This is a genomic window from Streptomyces tibetensis (assembly GCF_040647715.1).
GTDB classification, from domain to species: domain Bacteria; phylum Actinomycetota; class Actinomycetes; order Streptomycetales; family Streptomycetaceae; genus Streptomyces; species Streptomyces tibetensis_A.
The window spans coordinates 421415-440301 of sequence record NZ_JBEZCR010000001.1 but is presented as its reverse complement, the minus strand read 5'-3'; the positions used below and the strand labels follow the sequence as shown (position 1 = coordinate 440301).

Here is an 18887-nt window from a genome sequence, read left to right as displayed (position 1 = left end):
GAGGAGCCATGGCAGGAGAACCCCAGGAAGACTGCCTGTTCTGCAAGATCGTCGCAGGCACCATCCCGGCGACGATCGTCCGCCAGACGGAGACGACCATCGCGTTCCGCGACATCAACCCCCAGGCCCCCACCCACGTCCTGATCATCCCCAAGGCGCACCACGAGAGCGCCGCCGCCCTCGCCGCCGCCGACCCGGCCCTCACCGCCGACGTGCTCCGCGAGGCCCAGGCCGTCGCCGACGAGGAAAAGCTCGACAGCTACCGCCTCGTCTTCAACACGGGCAGCGGCGCCGGCCAGACCGTCTGGCACGTGCACGGCCACGTGCTCGGCGGCCGCGGCCTCGAATGGCCCCCCGGGTAGTCCGCCTTGTCCGTACGTGAACTCGTGGTCCTCGGCACCGCCAGCCAGGTCCCGACCCGGCACCGCAACCACAACGGCTACCTGCTGCGCTGGGACGGCGAGGGCATCCTGTTCGACCCCGGCGAGGGTACGCAGCGCCAGATGCTGCGCGCCGGGGTCGCCGCGCACGACCTGAACCGGATCTGCGTCACGCACTTCCACGGCGACCACTCCCTCGGCCTCGCCGGTGTGATCCAGCGCATCAACCTCGACAAGGTCCCGCACGAGATCACCGCCCACTACCCCCGCTCCGGGCAGCGCTTCTTCGACCGGCTCCGGTACGCCACCGCCTACCGAGAGACCGTCGGCATCACCGAGGCCCCGGTCGCCGCCGACGGTCCCCTCGCCCGCACGGACGGCTACACGCTCGAAGCCCGGAGGCTGTCGCACCCGGTGGAGTCGTACGGCTACCGGATCGTGGAGCCCGACGGCCGCCGCATGCTGCCCGAGCGGCTCGCCGCGCACGGCATCAAGGGCCCGGACGTGGGCCGCATCCAGCGCGAGGGCTCGCTCGGCGGCATCTCGCTGGAGGACGTCAGCGAAGTGCGGCGCGGGCAGCGGTTCGCGTTCGTCATGGACACCCGGCTGTGCGACGGCGTGCACGCGCTGGCCGAGGGCTGCGACCTGCTGGTCATCGAGTCGACGTTCCTCGACGAGGACGAGGAACTCGCCGTGGAGCACGGCCACCTGACGGCGGGTCAGGCAGCTCGGGTGGCCCGGGACGCCGGGGTGCGACACCTCGTGCTGACCCACTTCAGTCAGCGCTATACCGACCCCGACAAGTTCGAGCGGCAGGCCCGCGCCGCCGGGTACGACGGTGAGCTGACGGTGGCGCACGATCTACTCAGGGTGCCGGTTCCGAAGCGTCGGTGAAACGGCCGTACGATGAGTTGATGTCCCTCCCCAAAGCCGAACTGCACCTTCACATCGAAGGCACCCTGGAACCGGAACTCGCCTTCGAGCTCGCCGCGCGCAACGGCGTCACGCTGCCCTACGCCGACACGGACGAGCTGCGCGAGGCCTACCGGTTCGAGGACCTGCAGTCCTTCCTGAACCTGTATTACGAGCTCATGGCAGTCCTGCGCACCGAGCGGGACTTCGAGGACCTGGCGAACGCCTACCTCGCCCGGGCCGCCGCGCAGGGCGTGCGGCACGCGGAGATCTTCTTCGACCCGCAGGCCCACACCAGTCGCGGTCTCGAGATGGGCACCGTCGTCGAGGGGTTGTGGCGGGCGCTCGGGAGCAGCGAGGCCAAGCACGGCGTCTCGACCCGGCTCATCCTGTGCTTCCTGCGTGACGAGTCCGCCGAGTCGGCCCTGGCCACGCTGGACGCCGCCAAGCCGTACCTGGACCGGATCACCGGCGTCGGCCTCGACTCCGCCGAGGTCGGGCACCCGCCGGTGAAGTTCCGCGAGGTCTACGAGGCCGCCGCCGCGCTCGGTCTGCGGCGGGTCGCGCACGCCGGTGAGGAGGGTCCGCCGGAGTACATCACCGAGGCGCTGGACCTCCTCGGCGTGGAGCGCGTCGACCACGGGCTGCGCTGTGTCGAGGACCCGGCGCTGGTGGAGCGGCTGGTGCGCGACCGGGTGCCGCTGACCCTGTGCCCGCTGTCCAACGTCCGGCTGCGCACGGTCGACACCCTCGCCGACCACCCGCTGCCCGCCATGCTCGACGCGGGCCTCATGTGCACGGTCAACTCCGACGACCCGGCCTACTTCGGCGGCTACGCGGGCGACAACTTCGACGCCGTGCGCGCCACCCTCGGCCTCACCGAGGAGCGGCTGCGCGAGCTCGCCCGCAACTCCTTCCTCGCCTCCTTCCTGGAGGACGACGAGGAGCTGCGGGCGCGGTATCTCGCCGAGGTGGAGGCCTACAACTTCGGATAGTCCGGGCGGGCCTCAGTAGACCTCCGACCCCGCCTTGCCGTAGGCACGCTGGGCGGGGACGGCCGGGGTCTCCACCTCGATCTCCACCACCGGCTGTTCCGGGGCGCCGATCTCGGGGACCGCACCGGTGGGCGCACCCGGGGCGGCGGCGACCAGGGCGCCCGGGTGCCCGCCGCGGCGGCGGATCGCACCGGGCAGCAGCGGCCGTCCGCCGGTGTGCAGGGCGACGGCGGTCATCGGCAGGGCGATCACCAGCAGGCCCGCGCCGAGGACCGCGCCCATGACCGGGAACCCGGCCTGTGCCGACAGCACGCTGCCGGTCAGCGGCCCAGCGGCGGTGCCCAGTGAGGACGCCGAGCCGACCAGCACCGCCCAGCGGCCGCGCGGGTCGAGTGAGGCGGCGAGCCCGATGAGGTACGACAGCACCACCGGGTAGAGCGTGTTCCAGGCGATCTCGCCGGCCGCGAAGCTCCCCAGGTCGGTCGCGGAGGCGCTGAGCGCGATGCAGGCGGCGATGAGGACGGTGCCGCCGCCGATGGGTATCGCGCGCCCGAGGCGGGCCCCGAGGGCACCCGCCGCGAGGACCCCGGCCAGCCCCGCGCCGAGGCCCAGGGCGAAGACCACGCCGACGGTCGCCTCACCGAGGTGCACCTGCTCGAGCCCGATCCGGCCGCTCACGCCCCACAGGGAGTTCTGGGCGAGCGACCAGCACACCATCGCGGCGGCCAGCAGCAGTCCCGAACGGGCATGCGGCAGCCGCGCGTTGTCGTGCCGGGTGGGCGCGACGGGCGTGCCGACGGGCAGCCGGCCGGTGAGCGGCCAGACCGCCAGGGCGGTGAGGGCGATCGCGGCCAGCGGCAGACCGTGGCCCGGGCCGAGGTGCGGCACCGTCAGATACACGGCACCCGCGAGGGCGGAGACGCTGAGCAGCCCGGCCGTGGAGGCCCGGTGCGGATCGTGCTCACCGGCGATGAGGGTGGCCGCGACGGTGGTGGCCGTGCCGGAGCCGAACCCGCCGACGATCGCACCGGCGACGACGGCGGGGATCGCGGTGGTCAGGGCGGCACCGCCGTAGCCGAGCAGGGCCAGGGCGAGGCCGAGCCGGGCGAGGGTGCGGGCTCCGACCCGCTCGACCCGGGAGGCCAGGACGAATCCGGCGGCGGCGGAACTCAGAAGCAGGGCGCTGCCGACGGCACCGGCCTGGGTGGCGGAGAGCGGAAGACCCGAGTCGAGCCTGCCGACGGTGGTGGGCAGCAGATACGGAGCGAGGTACCCGGCCGTGAAAAGGGCGACGAGGGGCCAGGGAGTGGTGCGGGGGGCGAACACGGGCGTTCCCAGGGCATGCGAAAGGAGCGGAAGAAAGGGGGGATTGGGCGACGACCGTCGACGGACAGGAACGCGCGAGCAATTTGTATCAAGCACGTAGTCACCCACGGGAGCCCGGGGCATGTGATCTGGGGCACGTTGCGTTTGGGGCAGTGAAGCCCGGGTAAACGAGCGCCTTTCCTCAGATGCCGAGGCCGTTTTCGCCGACGCTCGTGGGCACTCCGGCTAACGCCAGTGCACCGCTCCGGGCCCCGCGGGAACGGTCGTCTCGGCCTTCGCCCGGACCTCCCGCATCACGGCGACGATCCGCTCCTCGTGCGCGGGTGTGAGCCGGACGACCGGCACCGAGCAGCTGATCGCGTCCTGCGCCGGGGTGTCGTAGCGCAGGGCGAATCCGAAGCCGACGATGCCGGGCACGCCCTCCTCGCGGTCCACGGACCAGCCGCGCGACCGGATCTCCGCGAGGTCGGCCGCCAGGGACTCCCTGCTCGTGTGCGAGTTCGGGGTGAGCGCCTCGTACGGTCCCTCGGGCAGCTCGCCGTCCGGGCGTTCCGCCAGCAGCGCCTTGCCGAGGGCTCCGACGTGCGCGGGCAGGCGCCGTCCCACCCGGCTGATCGTGCGCAGGTACTCGTGCGACTCCCGCGTGGCCAGGTACGCCACGTCCCGGCCGTCCAGCCGCCCCATGTGGATGGTCTCGCCGAGCGCCTCGGACGCCTCGTCGAGGAACGGCCGCACCGCCCGGACCCGGGGGTCGGAGTCGAGGTAGCTCGTGCCGGTGAGCAGGGCGTGGATGCCGATGCCGTACAGGGAGCCGGTGATGTCGGTGCGGACCCAGCCGCGCGAGATCAGGGTCTGCAACAGCGCGTACATCGAGCTGCGCGGCACGCCGAGTTCGTCGGCCAGCTCCTGGAGCCGGGCCGGGCGGTCGCCGCGCGCGGCGAGGAGTTCCAGCAGCTCGACCGTGCGCGCCGCGGACTTCACCTCGCGGACGCCCCCTGTGTCTGACATGCGCCGATGGTAATCGGGCCGCCCGGACGGTTGACGTTCTCCCACCGGACCCACATTCTCATACATGGATAACATCTACATGAGGAGACGACTTCGTGGACCTCACCATCACCGACGTACGGCTCACGCCGATCCTGGTCGCCGACCCGCCGCTGCTGAACACCCAGGGTGTGCACCAGCCGTACACCCCCCGGCTGATCGTCGAGGTCGTCACCGCCGACGGGATCACCGGCGTGGGGGAGACCTACGGCGACGCCAAGTACCTGGAGCTGGCCCGGCCCTTCGCCGAGCGGCTGAAGGGACGCCAGGTCAGCGATCTCAACGGCCTGTTCACGGTCGCGGACCAGGTCGCGGTGGACGCCTCCCGCGTCGAGAACGCCGTCGACGTCGGCGGGCTGCGCGGGGTCCAGACCGCCGACAAGCTGCGGCTGTCCGTCGTCTCCGGCTTCGAGGTCGCCTGCCTGGACGCCCTCGGCAAGGCGCTCGGACTGCCCGTGCACGCGCTGCTCGGCGGCAAGGTGCGCGACGCCGTCGAGTACAGCGCCTACCTGTTCTACAAGTGGGCCGGCCACCCCGAGGGCGTCCCGGCCGAGAAGGACGACTGGGGCGCCGCCCTCGACCCGGCGGGCGTCGTGGAGCAGGCCCGCCGCTTCACGGAGCGCTACGGCTTCACCTCCTTCAAGCTCAAGGGCGGCGTCTTCCCGCCCGACGAGGAGATCGCCGCGATCAAGGCCCTCGCCGAGGCCTTCCCCGGACACCCGCTGCGGCTCGACCCGAACGGCGCCTGGTCCGTGGAGACGTCCGTGAAGGTCGCCCAGGAGCTCGGGGACGTCCTCGAGTACCTGGAGGACCCGGCGCTCGGCACACCCGCCATGACCGAGGTCGCCCGGCGCACCGGCGTGCCGCTCGCCACCAACATGTGCGTCACGACGTTCGCCGAGATCGAGGAGGCCTTCACCCGGGGTGCTGTCCAGGTGGTCCTCTCCGACCACCACTACTGGGGCGGACTGCGCAACACCCAGCAGCTCGCCGCGATCTGCCGCACCTTCGGGGTCGGCGTGTCGATGCACTCCAACACCCACCTCGGCATCTCGCTCGCCGCGATGACCCACGTCGCGGCCACCGTCCCGAACCTCCACCACGCCTGCGACTCCCACTACCCCTGGCAGTCCGAGGACGTCCTCACCGAGCGGCTCGTCTTCGAGGGCGGCCAGGTCGCCGTGTCCGACGCGCCAGGCCTCGGCGTGGAGCTCGACCACGAGCGGCTGGCCGCGCTGCACCGGCGGTGGCTGGACGACGACGGCGCCCTGCGGGACCGCGACGACGCGGCGGCGATGCGGATCGCCGACCCGGAGTGGGTGACACCCGCGATGCCTCGCTGGTAGTCCGCGTCGGCCGTGGCCAGGGCGCGAGGGGCCCGGGGTGGGCTCGTGGGACAGGTGGGTCCGGCGTGATCGGCGTCACGTCGTCGGTGATGTGGTGCAGACTGGCCTGATCCGCACCACGTCAGGGAGCGCATCGTGACCGCGTCCACCGCCCCGGCCGGAAAGGGACCGGCCGGAAAGGCATCGCACCGCCAGAGCCAGGTCGATCCCCTCGCCCCCCTGCGCACACCGGACGACCCGCCCTGGGACGTCTACCTCACCGGCACCGTCTTCCTGGACATCGTCTTCACCGGCCTCGACTCCGCCCCGGTGCGCGGGACGGAGTCCTGGGCGCGCGGGATGGGGTCGAGCCCCGGCGGCGTCGCCAACATGGCGACGGCCCTGGCCCGGCTCGGCCTGCGCACGTCCCTCGCGGCGGCCTTCGGCGACGACCACTACGGCGACTACTGCTGGGACGCCCTGGAGCACGGCGAGGGCATCGACCTCTCCCCGTCGCGCACCGTGCCCGGCTGGCACTCCCCGGTGACCGTCTCCATGGCCTACGAGGGGGAGCGCACGATGGTCTCGCACGGCCACGAGCCACCCCCCGAGGAGCCCGCGCCCGCGTGCCCGCCCCGCGCGCGTGCCGCCGTCGCCTCCCTCGCACCGGGCGTGAGCGCGCCCTGGATCGCCCAGGCCGCGAGCAACGGCACCCGGGTGTTCGGCGACGTCGGCTGGGACGACACCGGTGCGTGGGACCTGGCGGGCCTGCCCGACCTGCGGCACTGCGAGGCGTTCCTGCCGAACGCGGAGGAGGCCATGCGGTACACGGGCGCGGGCTGCCCCCGGGACGCCGCGCACGCCCTGACCGAGTACGTGCCGCTCGCCGTGGTCACCCTCGGCGCGGACGGGGCGTACGCGGTGGACCGGCGGACGGGGGAGACGGCGGAAGTGCCGGCCATCGCCGTCGAGGCGCTCGATCCGACCGGGGCCGGAGACGTGTTCGTCGCCGGGTTCGTGACCGGCACCCTGGCGGACTGGCCGCTCGCCGACCGGCTGGCCTTCGCCGGGCTGACGGCGGCGCTGTCGGTGCAGGAGTTCGGGGGGTCGCTGTCGGCTCCGGGGTGGTCGGAGATCGCGGCGTGGTGGCGGGAGGTGCAGTCGGTGGAGGAGCAGTCGCCTGCGGCGCTGGAGAGGTACGGGTTCCTGGCGGGGCTCGTGTCGGAGGAGCTGGTTCGGCCCTGGCCGTTGCGGCGTGCCGTCCCCACGATCGGTTTCCGGCGCTCGGCGTGACCCTCCTGGCCCGCCAGGGGGCTCCGCCCCCTGGACCCCCGGCCTACGCCCACCCACCGCCCGAAACTGCCGGCCGAGATGCGATATCGCCGCCCGAAACTGCCGGCCAAGATGCGATGTCGCCGCCCGTAGCTGTCGGCCGGGAAGTGTCCTCGCCTCCGAAGCTCTCGGTCGGGGGCCGTCGGGGTCTCCCCTTTCCGGCCCCGTCCCCAAAACCCCTACGGCGTTGTCAGTCCCCCGTCGTACCCTGGGAATCGCGAGGCCGCCCTCAGCTGTGCGGCCGTGACGAGGAGGAACCGCAGGCCTTCAGCGCCGGCCCATGACTCAATCATCGACAGCTCACACCCCCGCGCAGGAGCAGGCGAGAGCGCAGCTCACCGTCCCCGCCCAGCACCCCATGGTGACCGTCCTGGGGTCCGGCGACTCCCTCCTGCGCGTGATCGAGAAGGCTTTCCCGGCGGCCGACATCCACGTCCGGGGCAACGAGATCAGCGCGGTCGGCGACCCGAAGGACGTCGCCCTCATTTCGCGCGTGTTCGACGAGATGATGCTGGTGCTCCGCACCGGGCAGCCGATGACGGAGGACGCAGTGGAACGCTCGATCGCCATGCTCAAGGCGAGCGACAACGGCGAGAGCGACGGCCAGGAGACCCCGGCCCAGGTGCTCACGCAGAACATCCTGTCCTCGCGAGGCCGCACCATCCGCCCCAAGACGCTCAACCAGAAGCGCTACGTCGACGCCATCGACAAGCACACGATCGTCTTCGGTATCGGCCCGGCGGGCACCGGCAAGACGTACCTGGCCATGGCCAAGGCCGTGCAGGCCCTGCAGTCCAAGCAGGTCAACCGCATCATCCTGACCCGCCCGGCGGTCGAGGCCGGCGAGCGGCTCGGCTTCCTCCCGGGCACGCTCTACGAGAAGATCGACCCGTACCTGCGCCCGCTCTACGACGCGCTGCACGACATGCTCGACCCGGACTCGATCCCGCGCCTGATGGCGGCGGGCACCATCGAGGTCGCGCCGCTCGCCTACATGCGCGGCCGTACGCTCAACGACGCCTTCATCATCCTGGACGAGGCCCAGAACACCAGCCCCGAACAGATGAAGATGTTCCTCACCCGCCTGGGCTTCGACTCGAAGATCGTGATCACGGGTGACGTGACGCAGGTCGACCTCCCCGACGGGACGAAGAGCGGTCTGCGGCAGGTGCAGGACATCCTGGACGGCGTGGACGACGTCCACTTCTCCCGGCTGTCGTCGCAGGACGTGGTCCGGCACAGGCTGGTGGGCCGTATCGTCGACGCGTACGAGAAGTACGACACCACGCACGGCACCCAGAACGGCACGCACAAGAGCCGGGGCAAGTCCGGGCACAAGGGGAAGTAGACACACACAGCACCATGTCGATCGACGTCAACAACGAGTCCGGCACCGAGGTCGACGAGCAGGCGATCCTCGACATCGCCCGCTACGCGCTCGCTCGGATGCGCATCCACCCGCTCTCCGAGCTCTCGGTGATCGTCGTGGACGCCGACGCCATGGAGCAGCTCCACATCCAGTGGATGGACCTCCCCGGCCCGACGGATGTCATGTCCTTCCCCATGGACGAGCTGCGCCCGCCCTCCAAGGACGACGACGAGCCCCCGCAGGGGCTCCTCGGCGACATCGTGCTGTGCCCCGAGGTCGCACTGAAGCAGGGCAAGGAAGCGGAGACGCAGCACACCATGGACGAGGAGCTCCAACTGCTCACCGTCCACGGCGTGCTGCACCTGCTGGGCTACGACCACGAGGAACCCGACGAGAAGGCCGAGATGTTCGGCCTCCAGGCGGCCATCGTGGACGGCTGGCGCGCGGAGCGGGGCCTGACCGGCCCGTCCCCGGCGCCGACGGTCTCGTAACGCCCGCCGATGAGTCCTCAACTCGCCCTGGGCGCCATCGCCCTGGTCGTCGTGGCCTGGCTCGCGGCCTGTGCGGAGGCGGGCCTCGCACGCGTCTCCAGCTTCCGCGCCGAGGAGGCCGTGCGTTCCGGCCGCCGCGGCAGCGCCAAGCTCTCCCAGGTCGCCGCCGACCCGACCCGCTACCTGAACGTGGCGCTGCTGGTCCGCGTCGCCAGCGAGATGGCCGCCGCCGCGCTGATCACCTACGGCTGTCTGAAGGAGTTCGACGGCACCACCGAGGCGCTGCTGGTCGCCATCGCGGTGATGGTCCTGGTGTCGTACGTCGCCGTCGGGGTGTCCCCGCGCACCATCGGCCGCCAGCATCCGCTGAACACCGCGACGGTCTCGGCGTACGTCCTGGTGCCGCTGGCCCGGATCATGGGCCCGATCCCGTCGCTGCTGATCCTCATCGGCAACGCGCTCACCCCCGGCAAGGGCTTCCGCCGCGGCCCCTTCGCCTCCGAGGCGGAGCTGCGCGCCCTGGTCGACCTCGCCGAGAAGGAGTCCCTCATCGAGGACGAGGAGCGCCGCATGGTGCACTCCGTCTTCGAGCTGGGCGACACCCTCGTGCGCGAGGTCATGGTCCCGCGCACGGACCTGGTGGTCATCGAGCGCTTCAAGACCATCCGCCAGGCCCTCACCCTCGCCCTGCGCTCCGGCTTCTCGCGCATCCCGGTCACCGGGGAGAGCGAGGACGACATCGTCGGCATCGTGTATCTCAAGGACCTGGTCCGCAAGACGCACATCAGCCGCGACGCCGAGTCCGAGCAGGTGTCCACGGCCATGCGCCCGGCGTTCTTCGTGCCCGACACCAAGAACGCCGGCGACCTGCTGCGCGAGATGCAGAAGGAACGCAACCACGTCGCCGTCGTGATCGACGAGTACGGCGGCACGGCCGGCATCGTCACCATCGAGGACATCCTCGAGGAGATCGTCGGCGAGATCACCGACGAGTACGACCGCGAACTGCCGCCCATCGAGGAGCTCGGCGACGACCGCTTCCGCGTCACGGCCCGCCTCGACATCAGCGACCTGGGCGAGCTGTACGGCCTGGAGGAGTTCGACGACGAGGACGTCGAGACGGTCGGCGGGCTGCTCGCCAAGGCGCTGGGGCGCGTCCCCATCGCCGGTGCCTCGTCCGTCGTCGGCCTGCCCGACGGCCGGGAGCTGCGCCTGACCGCGGAGGCGGCGGCCGGGCGCCGGAACAAGATCGTGACGGTTCTGGCGGAGCCGCTGGGCCCGGCGGAACCGCCCTCGGAGGAGGAGAAGCCGGAGTGACCCCCCAGGAGCTGCGCGCGTTCTGTCTCTCCTTCAACGCGGCGGTGGAGGACTTCCCGTTCAGCCCGGAGATCTCGGTCTTCAAGGTGCTGGGGAAGCTCTTCGCCCTGTCGTCTCTCGACGCGAGGCCCCTGACGGCCAATCTCAAATGCGACCCGGACGACGCGGTCCGCCTCCGTGGCGAGTACGAGGGCCTCATCGTCCCCGGCTGGCACATGAACAAGCGCCACTGGAACACGGTGACGGTGGACGGCGGACTGCCCGACCAACTCGTCCGCGAGCTCATCGAGGACTCGTACGACCTGGTCGTCGCGGGCCTGCCCCGGGCGGACCGCCTGCGTCTCGACCGGCCCTGAGACGGGGGGCGGGGCGGTCGCTCCGTATGCTCGGATCATGACCGACAGCAGCGCGCTCGACCCCGAGGACCGCAAGATCGTCACCCTGGCCCGTTCCGCGCGGGCCCGCAACGGCGTGCCCGAGGGGGCGGCCGTGCGCGACGAGACCGGACGCACCTATGTCGCGGGCACCGTGGCCCTCGACTCCCTGAAGCTCAGTGCCCTGCAGACGGCGGTGGCGATGGCGGTGGCCTCGGGCGCGACGTCCCTGGAGGCGGCGGCCGTCGTGACGGAGGCGGACACCGCGTCCGACGCGGACCGGGCGGCCGTACGGGACCTCGGCGGCGCGGGGACGCCCGTGCTGGTGGCGGCACCCGACGGGACGGTCCGGACCACCGTCACCGCTGGCTGAATCCCGTTGTAACCGCTGGTAATTAGGCCAGTTTTCAACCTTGCCGCCCTCTGCCCCACGCGCATCAATGGAACCGTAAGTTCCGACGGACCGTCAGGTTCGGCTCTCGCGCAGCGTGCCCGCACTCACCTGCCGAGCGGTCCCCCCCCACATGGAAAGGGAGCCGGAATCCCATGAGATGCAAGCGAATCGGAGCAGGTGCGGCACTGGCGGCCGGGGCCCTCGCGGCCACGGGGCTCGCCTTCGCCCCCGCGGCCCTCGCCGTCACCCCCCAGACGGCGACGATCAGCGCGGACTGCGGTGCCTTCGGCAGCGGCGAGGCCACCCTCACGGCCACGCAGGACGGCACCGCCGCCGCCCTCACCCTCAGGTCCTCCGCGATCACGGCGCCCATCGCGCTGGGAGAGGACTCGATCTCGTCCACCCTCACCCTGGTGAAGAGCGGCGGCGGCACCGTCGACTTCAGCGGCACGGAGAACCCGGCGATAGCCGCCGGGGCCCCGGTCGAGGTCGGTCCCCTCGGCGGCACCGTGGCCTCCGGCGACAGCCTGGAGGCCTTCGGCGGCTCGCTGAGGATGACCGTCTTCGGCATCACCATCACCTGCACGGCGGCCGGGCCGCAGTCACCGGGCCCGTTCGTGTTCGACTGAGAACGAAAGCGGCGCGGCCCCGGTGTCAGAGCGCGTCGGGGCCGCGCTCGCCCGTCCGCACCCGCACGACGGTGTCGACGGGCAGCGCCCACACCTTGCCGTCGCCGATCTTGCCGGTGTGCGCGGCCTTCACGACCGCGTCGATGACCGCCTCGGCGTCCGCGTCCTCGACGACGACCTCGATCCGTACCTTGGGCACCAGGTCGACCCGGTACTCGGCGCCGCGGTACACCTCGGTGTGGCCGCGCTGCCGGCCGTAGCCGCTGGCCTCGCTGACGGTCAGGCCGTGCACGCCGAGTTCCTGCAGGGCGTTCTTGACCTCGTCGAGGCGGTACGGCTTGACGATCGCGGTGATGAGCTTCATGCCTGGGGGGTGACCTTCTGGGCGGGGGAGACGACGGAGGAGGAGACCGGGGCGCCGTGGCCCAGGACCCCGTGATCGTAGGCCGTCTCGGCGTGCACCGTAAGGTCCAGGCCGGTCTGCTCCTGCTCCTCGCTCGCCCGGAAGCCCATCGTGACGTCGATCAGCCGCCCGATCCCGTAGGTCACGGCGAAGGCGTACACCCCCACCACGACCACGGCCACCAGCTGCTTGCCGAGCTGGCCGAGGCCACCGCCGTAGAGGAGGCCCTCGGCGCCGCCCGTCATCGACTCGACGGCGAAGACGCCGATGAGGAGCGTGCCGATGATCCCGCCGACCAGGTGGACGCCGACGACGTCCAGCGAGTCGTCGTAGTTCAGCTTGAACTTCCAGCTCACGGCGTACGAGCAGACGACACCGGCCGCCAGGCCCACGACCAGTGCGCCGAGCAGCGAGACGGACCCGCAGGACGGGGTGATGGCGACCAGCCCCGCGACCGCCCCGGACGCGGCGCCCAGGGTCGTCGGATGGCCGTCGCGCTTCTGCTCCACGAAGAGCCAGCCGAGCAGGCCGGTGCAGCCCGCGGCGAGGGTGTTGAGGAACGCGGCGGCCGCGAGCCCGTTGGCGCCGAGCGCCGAGCCCGCGTTGAAGCCGAACCAGCCGAACCAGAGCAGACCGGCGCCCAGCATCACCATGGGCAGGTTGTGCGGGCGCATGGCGTCCTTCTTGAAGCCCATGCGTGGGCCCAGGACCAGGCACAGTGCCAGCCCCGAGGCGCCGGAGACGATTTCCACGGGCAGCCCGCCGGCGAAGTCCAGGGCACCCAGCTTCTCCAGGATCCAGCCGCCCGGCCCCCACACCCAGTGCGCGACCGGAACGTATACGAGCAGCGCCCACACCGGCACGAAGACCAGCCACGCGCCGAACTTCGCCCGGTCCGCGACGGCGCCGCTGACCAGCGCGGCCGTGATGATCGCGAAGGTGAGCTGGAAGGTGGCGAAGAGGAGGGTGGGGACCGTGCCCTGGACGCTGTCCGGGCCGAGGCCGCTCATGCCGGCGTGCTCCAGCCCGCCGATGAGACCCCCGGCGGCGTCCTCGCCGAAGGTGAGGGAGTATCCGGCCGCCAGCCACACGACCGTCACCAGGGCGATCGACACGAAGCTCATCATCAGCATGTTGAGCACGCTCTTCGTGCGGACCATGCCGCCGTAGAAGAGGGCCAGGCCCGGGGTCATCAGCAGGACGAGAGCGGTGGCGGCGAGCAGCCAGGCGGTGTCACCGGTGTCGGCGCTTGCGGCGGCGAGGGTCACGGTCGTCTCCAACGGTGCGGGGGCTCGTCAGAGGTTCACCGGCCCTCGTTTCCGGTTGCGTACGGGTGTGTTTCCGTGACGTTTCGTTGCGTGAGGGTTTCGGAAAGCTCACCGGACACGTCCGGTGCGGGGCGGCTTCGGGGATCAGGGAGAATGGGCGGCATGAGCGTTCGTATGCAGTCATCCGAAGAGTCGGGCGAGACCGTCCACCGCGCCGGCTTCGCCTGCTTCGTGGGCCGTCCCAACGCGGGCAAGTCCACCCTCACGAACGCTCTGGTCGGCCAGAAGGTGGCGATCACGGCGAACCAGCCGCAGACGACCCGGCACACCGTGCGGGGCATCGTGCACCGCCCGGACGCCCAGCTGATCCTGGTCGACACCCCCGGGCTCCACAAGCCGCGCACACTGCTGGGTGAGCGGCTCAACGACGTGGTGCGCACGACGTGGGCCGAGGTCGACGTGATCGGCTTCTGCCTGCCGGCGAACGAGAAGCTCGGTCCGGGTGACCGTTTCATCGCGAAGGAACTGGCGTCCATCAAGAAGACGCCGAAGATCGCGATCGTCACGAAGACCGACCTGGTGGACGGCAAGACGCTCGCCGAGCAGCTCATCGCGATCGACCAGCTCGGCAAGGAGCTGGGCTTCGAGTGGGCGGAGATCGTGCCCGTGTCGGCGGTCGGTGACAAGCAGGTGGGTCTGCTGGCCGACCTGATCGTCCCGCTGCTGCCGGAGGGGCCGGCGCTCTACCCCGACGGGGAGCTCACCGACGAACCCGAGCAGGTCATGATCGCGGAGCTGATCCGCGAGGCGGCGCTGGAGGGCGTGCGCGACGAGCTGCCCCACTCCATCGCGGTCGTCGTCGAGGAGATGCTCCCCCGCGAGGACCGCCCTGCCGACAAGCCCCTCCTCGACATCCACGCCTTCGTCTACATCGAGCGCCCCAGTCAGAAGGGCATCATCATCGGCCCCAAGGGCAAGCGCCTGAAGGAGGTCGGCATCAAGTCCCGCAAGCAGATCGAGGCGCTGCTCGGCACACCGGTCTTCCTGGACCTGCACGTGAAGGTCGCCAAGGACTGGCAGCGCGATCCGAGGCAGTTGCGCAAGCTGGGGTTCTGAGGCGCAGGCAGTTGTTGGGGTTCTGACGTCCGGCGGGGCCATTGCTCAAGCCTTGGCCCCGTGACGTCCCCGCGCCGCGTTACGAAGCGGTCCCCAGGCTCGCCCACACCGCGTTGCCGCCCGTGAGGGTCGAGCGGGTGATGCCCCAGCTGTCGGCTATCTCGCGGACGAGCAGCAGGCCGCGGCCGCCCTCGTCGTCGGGGCCGGGGCAGCGGTCGGGGATGCCGCGGCCCGTGAGGTCGCCGTCGTGGACCTCCAGCCGGAAGCCCGCGCCCGTCATCAGCTGGACGCCGCACAGGATCCGTTCGCTGAGCGTGTGCAGCACGGCGTTGGTCACCAGCTCGGAGACGAGCAGCACGGCGTTCGCACACACCTCGTCGGGCACCTGCCACGCGTCCAGTCGTGCGCGCATGGCGTGGCGGGCGGCTCTGACGCTGGTCCGCTGCGGGGGCAGCTCCAGCCAGTCGGTGCGGTCCGGGCGCACCGCGTCCAGGAACCGGGGAGTGGATGTCGTGTGGGGGGACACGGCGATCGCCTTCCGTGGGGAGTGGGCGCAGTCAAGGAAGGGGCGAGCGGACAACGGACCGGCCGGCTGGGGGAGTTACTGCTTCCGGAACCCTGGTCACACAAGTAACTATGCTCGGAGAGCAGTTCACGCTGCAACCATCTGCCTGATAATTTCAGATGGACGGTATCGCCCGGGCCGAACGGTCCGGTGAGACGTTCAAGACCTCACACAGTCGGCGGCCGTGACGACCCCTCAGGAGGCACGGCGTGAACGACGCCCGGCCGGGCACCGGCGCCGGCGCCCCCACCGTTCTGCGCATGATCCTGGGCCGCCGCCTCCAGGAGGCCCGGCAGAGCGCGGGCCTGTCCCTCGACGACGCCGCCAAGGCCCTGCGCGTCACGCCGCTGACCATCCGCCGTCTGGAGAAGGCCGAGGTCGGCCTGAAGATCCTCTACGTCGAGAAGCTCCTGGAGACCTACGGGGCCGACGGCCAGGAGATCGAGGAGTTCGTCGGTCTGGCCGAGCGGGCCAACGAGCCCGGCTGGTGGCACCCCTACCGCGATGTGATGCCGTCCTGGTTCACGGCCTACGTGAGCCTGGAGACCGGCGCCAGAACCCTGCGCACCTATGAGCCGCAGTACGTCACGGGCCTGCTCCAGACGCCCGGGTACGCGCGTGCCGTGCTGCGCGGCGGCTTCCCGAACGACGGCGAGGACGACCTCGACCGGCGCGTGGAGCTGCGGCTGCGCCGCCAGAGCCTGCTCACCAAGCAGGACGCGCCCACGCTGTGGGTGGTGATGGAGGAGGCCGTGCTGCACCGGGTGGTGGGCGGCCCCGAGGTGATGCGGGAGCAGATCGACCGGCTCCTGGAGGCGTCCGAGCTGGAGCACGTCAGCGTCGACATCGTGCCCTTCGCCGCGGGGGCCCACGTCGGTGCCTGCGCGCCGTTCACCTATTTCCGGTTCGAGGAGCGGGAGCTGCCCGACATCGTCTACAGCGAGATCCTCTCCGCCTCCGTCTACCTCGACCAGCGCGCGGACGTCGTGGCCCATCTGGAGGCGCACAACCGGCTGTCGCTGAAGACCTCGTCGGCGGACAGCAGGGCGCTGCTGAACCGCATGCGGAAGGAGTACTCATGACCGTCACCGAGGGCGTCGTCTACAACGGCATGCCCGCCTCGGATCTCGGCGAGCAGGGCTGGGAACGTCCGTGGAGCGGCCCCAACGGGGGCCAGTGCGTGGAGACGAAGCAGCTCGCCGACGGCCGCGTGGCGGTGCGCCAGTCGGCCGATCCCGCCGGTCCCGCGCTGATCTACACGCCCGAGGAGATCACCGCCTTCGTCGCGGGGGTCAAGCAGGGCCTCGCCGACCATCTGACGGCCCGCTGACACTCCGGCGAGCCGGGCGCACCACCAACTCCCCACCGAGAGGCACCACATGAGCACCTCGCACACCGCACGGGACATCGACACCAGCAGGCCGCACTCCGCCCGCATGTACGACTACTACCTCGGCGGCAAGGACCACTTCGAGGTCGACAAGCTGGCGGCGGAGCGCGTCGCCGAGGCCTATCCCGCCATCTTCGTGTGCGCCCGTGAGAACCGGGCCTTCATGCACCGCGCCACCCGCGTCCTCGCCCGCGAGCACGGCATCCGGCAGTGGCTGGACATAGGCACCGGCATCCCCACCGAGCCCAACCTGCACCAGGTCGCCCAGTCGGTGGTGCCCGACGCCCGGGTGGTCTACGCCGACAACGACCCGCTCGTCCTCAAGTACGCCGAGCGTCTGATGCGCAGCACCTCAGAGGGCCGCACCACGTACATCGAGGCGGACGTCAACGACCCGCAGTCGCTGCTGAACGCACCCGAGCTGGCCGAGATCCTGGACCTGGAGCAGCCGGTCGCACTGTCCCTCAACGCCCTGATGCACTTCGTCACCGACGCCCAGGACCCCTACGGCATCGTGCGCCGCCTGCTGGACGTGCTGCCGTCGGGCAGCGCCCTGGCGCTGAGCCACTGCACGCCCGACTTCGACCCGGCGACCTGGCAGAAGGTCACCGACATCTACACCACGGCCGGCACGCCGGTGCAGTTCCGCTCGCGGGAGGAGGTCACCCGTTTCTTCGACGGCCTGGACCTGCTGGAGCCCGGCGTCACCGTCGGCCACCGCTGGCGCCCCGACCCCGCCGAGGGCGACGCCCCGACGGACGCCGAGGTCAGCCTGTGGACCGGGGTGGGCATCAAGCCGTAGGCCGCTGCGACCGCAGCAGCTCCCGGTACCAGTCGTACGAGGCCTTCGGGGTCCGCTCCAGGGTGTCGAAGTCGACGTGGACCAGGCCGAAGCGGCGTGCGTAGCCCTCCGCCCACTCGAAGTTGTCGAGCAGGGACCACACGAAGTAGCCGCGCACGTCGACGCCCGCCTCCACCGCCCGGTGCAGGGCCCGGACGTGGCCGTCCAGGTAGGCGATGCGGTCCTGGTCGTCGACGCCCGGGTACGAGCAGCCGTTCTCGGTGATGATCACGGGCGGGAGCCGGTCGCCGTAGCGGTCGCGGAAGGTGGTGAGGACTTCGGTGAGGCCCTCGGGGGCGACCGGCCAGCCGAAGTCGGTGACCGGGTAGCCCTCGATCTCCCGGACTGAGAAGGGCAGTTCGGCTGGCATGGTGATGCCGCCGAACTCGATCTCCGCACCCTGCGGGGCACCCACCCGGGTCGGGGCGTAGTAGTTGATCCCGTACCAGTCGAGCGGCTCGCCGATCACCTTCAGGTCCGCCTCGACGTCCCCCGGCATCAGCTCGCCGATGCCGTCCGGGTAGCGGCCCAGCAGCAGCGGGTCCGCGAACAGGCGGTTCAGCAGCAGGTCGTAGAAGTCCGCCGCCTCCACGTCCGGCGCCTCGGCCGACGCCGCCCAGGTCGGGCCGTGCGAGTTGGCGACGCCGATGTCGGTGGCGCCCGAGGCGCGCAGGGCCCGGACGGCCAGGCCGTGGGCGAGCAGCTGGTGGTGGGCGGTCGGCAGCGCGTCGAACAGCAGTCGCTTCCCCGGCGCGTGCACACCCAGGGCGTGGCCCAGCAGGGTGTGCTCGGCGGGCTCGTTCAGGGTGATCCACTTCGTCACGCGGTCGCCGAGACGGCCCGCGACCAGGGCCACGTACTCGGCGAAGCGCTCGGCCGTGTCCCGCTCCAGCCAGTCCAGGTCCGCCGGCAGGTCCCAGTGGAACAGCGTCGGCACCGGGCGCACGCCCGCCGCGCACAGGTCGTCGACCAGCCGGTCGTAGAAGTCCAGTCCCTGTTCGGAGCGCACCCGCGGCCACGAGATCGAGAAGCGGTAGGCGTTGACGCCGAGGCCCGTCAGGAGGGCCACGTCCTCGGGGTGGCGGTGGACGTGGTCGCAGGCCACCGCCGCCGTCGAGCCGTCCTTCACCCGTCCCGGCTCGGCGGTGAAGGCGTCCCACACGGACGGCTCGCGCTCGTTCACGCCGCCCTCGATCTGGTGCGCGGAGGTGGACACGCCCCAGAGGAAGCCGGCCGGGAAGCGGGGGATCGGGTTGCCTGCGTCAGTCGCCATGCGCTGGATCATCCGTACCGGCGGTAACGGAAGTCAACGCCCGGGCGGGAAGGAGCTGTTACGCCCGGGCCGCCACCCGCCACCCGCCCGCCGCTACGCCCTGCCGTTCGCGCGCCGCCGCCAAACCGCTGCCGTCACAC

Annotated in this window: 21 protein-coding genes; 15 read left to right on the top strand and 6 right to left on the bottom strand. The window is 71.3% G+C overall.

Going from position 1 to position 18887, the window contains the following annotated elements; genetic code table 11:
* Positions 1 to 8 precede the first annotated feature (8 nt).
* The 3 genes from AB0B29_RS02010 to AB0B29_RS02000 are packed head-to-tail and all read left to right on the top strand — an operon-like array spanning position 9 to position 2287.
* Positions 9 to 362, top strand: coding sequence for a histidine triad nucleotide-binding protein (locus tag AB0B29_RS02010; RefSeq protein ID WP_362232694.1), 354 nt, complete (start codon positions 9 to 11; stop codon positions 360 to 362).
* A 6-nt stretch (positions 363 to 368) separates the two neighbouring features.
* Positions 369 to 1274: a ribonuclease Z gene (locus AB0B29_RS02005; protein WP_362232691.1), complete on the top strand. Its 906-nt coding sequence runs from the start codon at positions 369 to 371 to the stop codon at positions 1272 to 1274.
* 20 nt (positions 1275 to 1294) lie between these two features.
* Positions 1295 to 2287: an adenosine deaminase gene (locus tag AB0B29_RS02000; protein WP_362232688.1), complete on the top strand. Its 993-nt coding sequence runs from the start codon at positions 1295 to 1297 to the stop codon at positions 2285 to 2287.
* Between the two features lie 12 nt (positions 2288 to 2299).
* Here AB0B29_RS02000 and AB0B29_RS01995 read toward each other — a convergent pair whose 3' ends face one another.
* Together AB0B29_RS01995 and AB0B29_RS01990 are read right to left on the bottom strand one after the other, a co-directional pair.
* Positions 2300 to 3613 (bottom strand): MFS transporter, encoded by a 1314-nt coding sequence (locus AB0B29_RS01995; protein ID WP_362232686.1) that lies wholly within the window; start codon positions 3611 to 3613, stop codon positions 2300 to 2302.
* A 225-nt stretch (positions 3614 to 3838) separates the two neighbouring features.
* Positions 3839 to 4621 carry an IclR family transcriptional regulator gene (locus AB0B29_RS01990; RefSeq protein ID WP_362232684.1) on the bottom strand — a complete coding sequence of 261 codons (783 nt, stop codon included), beginning with the start codon at positions 4619 to 4621 and terminating at the stop codon, positions 3839 to 3841.
* 95 nt (positions 4622 to 4716) lie between these two features.
* Here AB0B29_RS01990 and AB0B29_RS01985 point away from each other — a divergent pair, with 95 nt between their 5' ends.
* From AB0B29_RS01985 to AB0B29_RS01950, 8 genes are all read left to right on the top strand, one after another.
* Positions 4717 to 6006, top strand: a complete 1290-nt coding sequence (locus AB0B29_RS01985; protein ID WP_362232681.1) for a glucarate dehydratase family protein — start codon at positions 4717 to 4719, stop codon at positions 6004 to 6006.
* 135 nt (positions 6007 to 6141) lie between these two features.
* On the top strand, positions 6142 to 7278 hold the full coding sequence (locus AB0B29_RS01980; protein WP_362232679.1) for a carbohydrate kinase family protein: 1137 nt from the start codon (positions 6142 to 6144) through the stop codon (positions 7276 to 7278).
* A 319-nt stretch (positions 7279 to 7597) separates the two neighbouring features.
* On the top strand, positions 7598 to 8665 hold the full coding sequence (locus AB0B29_RS01975) for a PhoH family protein (RefSeq protein WP_362232676.1): 1068 nt from the start codon (positions 7598 to 7600) through the stop codon (positions 8663 to 8665).
* A 14-nt stretch (positions 8666 to 8679) separates the two neighbouring features.
* Positions 8680 to 9177, top strand: coding sequence for an rRNA maturation RNase YbeY (gene ybeY, locus AB0B29_RS01970; protein WP_362232673.1), 498 nt, complete (start codon positions 8680 to 8682; stop codon positions 9175 to 9177).
* Between the two features lie 9 nt (positions 9178 to 9186).
* A complete protein-coding gene (locus tag AB0B29_RS01965) occupies positions 9187 to 10494 on the top strand; it encodes a hemolysin family protein (protein ID WP_362232671.1) in 1308 nt (435 codons plus the stop codon).
* On the top strand, positions 10491 to 10850 hold the full coding sequence (locus AB0B29_RS01960) for an MmcQ/YjbR family DNA-binding protein (protein ID WP_362232668.1): 360 nt from the start codon (positions 10491 to 10493) through the stop codon (positions 10848 to 10850). The genes AB0B29_RS01965 and AB0B29_RS01960 overlap by 4 nt, the downstream gene beginning before the upstream one ends.
* A gap of 37 nt (positions 10851 to 10887) precedes the next feature.
* Positions 10888 to 11241: a cytidine deaminase gene (locus tag AB0B29_RS01955; protein ID WP_362232665.1), complete on the top strand. Its 354-nt coding sequence runs from the start codon at positions 10888 to 10890 to the stop codon at positions 11239 to 11241.
* A gap of 173 nt (positions 11242 to 11414) precedes the next feature.
* Positions 11415 to 11891 (top strand): hypothetical protein, encoded by a 477-nt coding sequence (locus AB0B29_RS01950; RefSeq protein WP_362232663.1) that lies wholly within the window; start codon positions 11415 to 11417, stop codon positions 11889 to 11891.
* A 25-nt stretch (positions 11892 to 11916) separates the two neighbouring features.
* Here the strand turns inward: AB0B29_RS01950 and AB0B29_RS01945 are convergent, their stop codons facing one another.
* Entirely contained in the window at positions 11917 to 12255 is a 339-nt protein-coding gene (locus tag AB0B29_RS01945; protein WP_362232660.1) for a P-II family nitrogen regulator, read from the bottom strand.
* The gene (locus AB0B29_RS01940) at positions 12252 to 13562 is read right to left on the bottom strand and encodes an ammonium transporter (protein ID WP_362232657.1); all 1311 of its coding nucleotides are present in this window, start codon (positions 13560 to 13562) and stop codon (positions 12252 to 12254) included. Before AB0B29_RS01940 ends, AB0B29_RS01945 begins: the two co-directional genes overlap by 4 nt.
* A 153-nt stretch (positions 13563 to 13715) precedes the next feature.
* On the opposite strand from AB0B29_RS01940, the gene era reads away from it, so the two are divergent.
* A complete protein-coding gene (gene era / locus AB0B29_RS01935; protein ID WP_362037733.1) occupies positions 13716 to 14678 on the top strand; it encodes a GTPase Era in 963 nt (320 codons plus the stop codon).
* Between the two features lie 79 nt (positions 14679 to 14757).
* On the opposite strand, the gene AB0B29_RS01930 is transcribed toward era, so the two are convergent.
* The gene (locus AB0B29_RS01930; protein WP_362232653.1) at positions 14758 to 15204 is read right to left on the bottom strand and encodes an ATP-binding protein; all 447 of its coding nucleotides are present in this window, start codon (positions 15202 to 15204) and stop codon (positions 14758 to 14760) included.
* 248 nt (positions 15205 to 15452) lie between these two features.
* On the opposite strand from AB0B29_RS01930, the gene AB0B29_RS01925 reads away from it, so the two are divergent.
* The 3 genes from AB0B29_RS01925 to AB0B29_RS01915 are packed head-to-tail and all read left to right on the top strand — an operon-like array spanning position 15453 to position 17435.
* Positions 15453 to 16325 (top strand): helix-turn-helix domain-containing protein, encoded by an 873-nt coding sequence (locus AB0B29_RS01925; protein ID WP_362232650.1) that lies wholly within the window; start codon positions 15453 to 15455, stop codon positions 16323 to 16325.
* Positions 16322 to 16573 carry a DUF397 domain-containing protein gene (locus AB0B29_RS01920; RefSeq protein WP_104780661.1) on the top strand — a complete coding sequence of 84 codons (252 nt, stop codon included), beginning with the start codon at positions 16322 to 16324 and terminating at the stop codon, positions 16571 to 16573. Before AB0B29_RS01925 ends, AB0B29_RS01920 begins: the two co-directional genes overlap by 4 nt.
* 49 nt (positions 16574 to 16622) lie before the next feature.
* Positions 16623 to 17435 (top strand): SAM-dependent methyltransferase, encoded by an 813-nt coding sequence (locus tag AB0B29_RS01915; RefSeq protein ID WP_362232648.1) that lies wholly within the window; start codon positions 16623 to 16625, stop codon positions 17433 to 17435.
* On the opposite strand, the gene AB0B29_RS01910 is transcribed toward AB0B29_RS01915, so the two are convergent.
* Positions 17425 to 18759, bottom strand: a complete 1335-nt coding sequence (locus AB0B29_RS01910; RefSeq protein ID WP_436845767.1) for a GH1 family beta-glucosidase — start codon at positions 18757 to 18759, stop codon at positions 17425 to 17427. The two genes, AB0B29_RS01915 and AB0B29_RS01910, sit on opposite strands and share 11 nt — an antisense overlap.
* Between the last annotated feature and the right edge of the window lie 128 nt (positions 18760 to 18887).